General features: G+C 70.0%; 3 protein-coding genes. 2 read left to right on the top strand and 1 reads right to left on the bottom strand.

Annotated features, from left to right (window positions below; all coding sequences use genetic code 11):
- Positions 1 to 1,215: c-type cytochrome (locus ACPUER_RS36290; RefSeq protein WP_425133518.1), on the top strand; the 1,215-nt coding region annotated here is incomplete at its 5' end.
- 223 nt (positions 1,216 to 1,438) lie between these two features.
- On the top strand, positions 1,439 to 1,771 hold the full coding sequence (locus ACPUER_RS36295; protein ID WP_425133519.1) for a hypothetical protein: 333 nt from the start codon (positions 1,439 to 1,441) through the stop codon (positions 1,769 to 1,771).
- Positions 1,772 to 1,902: 131 nt separating this feature from the next.
- Here ACPUER_RS36295 and mmsB read toward each other — a convergent pair.
- On the bottom strand, positions 1,903 to 2,641 hold a 739-nt coding region (gene mmsB, locus ACPUER_RS36300), incomplete at its 5' end, for a 3-hydroxyisobutyrate dehydrogenase (RefSeq protein ID WP_425133520.1).

The raw sequence follows: 2,641 nt of genomic DNA on the forward strand, positions 1-2,641 counted from the left end.
CCTGTCGCACCCGGCGGCGCGGACGGCGCGATGTGGAGCGCGGCGACGCTCGAACGCGGCCGCCAGGTCGCACTCGCCGGCGATTGCGCGGTATGCCACACCGCGCCCGGCGGCGCGACCAACGCGGGCGGGCTCGCGCTCGATACGCCGTTCGGCACCATCTACACGACGAACCTCACGCCCGATCCGGAAACCGGCATCGGCACGTGGTCGTATCCGGCCTTCGCTCGCGCGATGCGCGAAGGCGTCTCGCGCGACGGCACGCACCTGTACCCGGCGTTTCCGTACACGGCGTTCGCGAAGCTGAGCGAGCCGGACCTGCTCGCGCTCTATGCGTACCTGATGTCGCAGCCGCCGGTGAAGCACGTGCCGCCGAAGACGAAGCTGCCGTTCCCGCTCGACCGGCGGCGGCTCGTCGCCGGCTGGAACTGGCTGTTTCACGACGCGCGGCCGTTCGCGCCGGACCCGGCGCGCTCCGCGATGTGGAATCGCGGCAAGTATCTGGTCGACGGCGCCGGGCACTGCGGCGCGTGCCACACGCCGCGCAATGCGCTGGGCGCGGAGAAGGGCGGCTTCGCGTACCTGTCGGGCGGCGAAGCGGAAGGATGGGTCGCGCCGCCGCTCGTCGCGTCGCCGGCCGCACCGGTGCCGTGGACCGAAGGCGCACTGTTCGACTATTTGCGTACGGGTTTCTCCGCGCAGCACGGCGTCGCGGCCGGGCCGATGGCGCCCGTCGTCGCGGGGCTTGCGTCGCTGCCCGAGCCGGACGTACGCGCGATCGCGCACTACCTTGCGTCGCTGTCGCCACCGGTCGACGCCGCGGTGGCCGCAGACGCGGCCATCCGTCAGGCACGCGGTGCGGAAACCGTCGCGACGCTCGGCCTCGAGAACGGCCGCCGCGCGTTCGACGCGGCGTGCGCGGTCTGTCACGCGGAGTCTGGCGGCGTCGGGCATTTCGGCGTGCGCCCGCTGATGGGGCTCAACACGAGCGTCAGCCAGGCGACGCCGGACAACCTGCTGCGCGTGCTGCACCACGGGATCGACCAGCCGGCCACCGACCAGCTCGGTTATATGCCGGGCTTCGGCGACGCGTTCGACGACCGGCAAATGGCCGAGCTCGCCGCGTACATTCGCGCGCGCTATGCGCCGGGGCAGCCGGCGTGGCGGAACCTGGCGGACGCATCGGCGAGGATCAGGCAGGAGGGCGTGCATTGACCGGCGCACGGGCGTGAGCGCCCGAAACGGCGCACCGGTCGGGCAAAACTACTCACGGGATGAAAACGGGCGCGGTGCCGAGCTGTAAATCTTGCCTGCACCTGCGATCGTTTAACCATTAGAAACAATGTGTTCGCCGAAAGGGGCATGATCTCCGGCGATCGGGCAGGCATACTGTGCCTATATTGCTCAATACACGTCGAACGGCGTGCGCTTGCCCCCCATGTTCATTCCAGTTTCTTTTCGAGCCCTGCGATGGTTGACCGTTGCGGCTGCTGCATGCTTGCTCGCCGCGTGTTCGACCTCTTCCGACGTGACCGCGACGTCGAACCCGAACGTATTCACCGTGACGACGCGCACGGTCGGCGTGTCGACGACGTGGGCCGACGCCCATGAGAAGGCCGTCAACGAAGCCACCAACTACTGCACGCAGCGCGGGATGCGCGCGAGCATGAAGCAGGAATCGCTGACCGGCGGCCGCCGCGTCGACGCACGCTCCGAACTCGCGTTCGAGTGCCATCCGACCTTCGAGACGGCGTCGAACCCGCGCGGTTGAACGACACGCGGCATGGCCGCGCGACCGCCGCCTGAAGCGGCACCTGCGTTTTCCTTCCCCGCATGCAATCCGACCCGCGATACGCGCAAGCGCATCGCGGGTCGGCGCACGTCCGGCGTAACCTGCGCGGGCTACGCCGGCTGCGCCTCGTACAGCTTCACGCACGCGGAGAAGTCGAGCGTGCCGAGCCCCTGCTGGCTCATCGACTGATAGAGCTGCTGCGCGAGCGCGCCCATCCACACCGGCTGGTGCGCGCTTCGTGCGGCTTCGGTCGCGAGCCCGAGATCCTTCAGCATCAGGTTCGCCGCGAAACCGCCCGCATAACCGCGCGCGGCCGGCGCCGCGTCGTTCACGCCCGGATACGGGTTGTATGTGTCCGAGCTCCAGCAGCGGCCGGTCGACGTGTTGATGATGCCGGCCAGCACGGCCGGATCGATGCCGAGCGCGGCGCCGAGCGCCATTGATTCCGATACGCCCATCATCGAGATCCCGAGCAGCAGGTTGTTGCAGATCTTTGCGATCTGCCCGGTGCCCGTGCCGCCGCAATGCACGACGTTCCTGCCCATGTCGAGCAGCACGGGGCGGATACGCTCGAACAGTGCGGCGTCCGCGCCGACCATGAAGGTCAGCGTGCCGGCCTGCGCGCCGCCGGTGCCGCCCGACACGGGTGCGTCGGCGAGCGGGAAGTCGCGCTGCGCGGCGGCTTCCGCTACCGCACGCACGGTGCCGGGGTCGATCGTGCTGCAGTCGATCAGCGTCGCGCCCGCGCGTGCGCCGGCCAGCACGCCGTCGTCGCCGAGATAGACGGCGCGCACGTGCTGCGCGGCCGGCAGCATCGTGATCACGACCGCCCCGCGCGCGGCCGCGTCA

This window comes from Burkholderia sp. DN3021 (assembly GCF_049805555.1).
GTDB classification, from domain to species: domain Bacteria; phylum Pseudomonadota; class Gammaproteobacteria; order Burkholderiales; family Burkholderiaceae; genus Burkholderia; species Burkholderia pyrrocinia_C.

Bases quoted from the DNA above. Each gene is read 5' to 3' on its own strand.
- ACPUER_RS36295 (WP_425133519.1), top strand. From the start codon at position 1,439: ATGTTCATTCCAGTTTCTTTTCGAGCCCTGCGATGGTTGACCGTTGCG.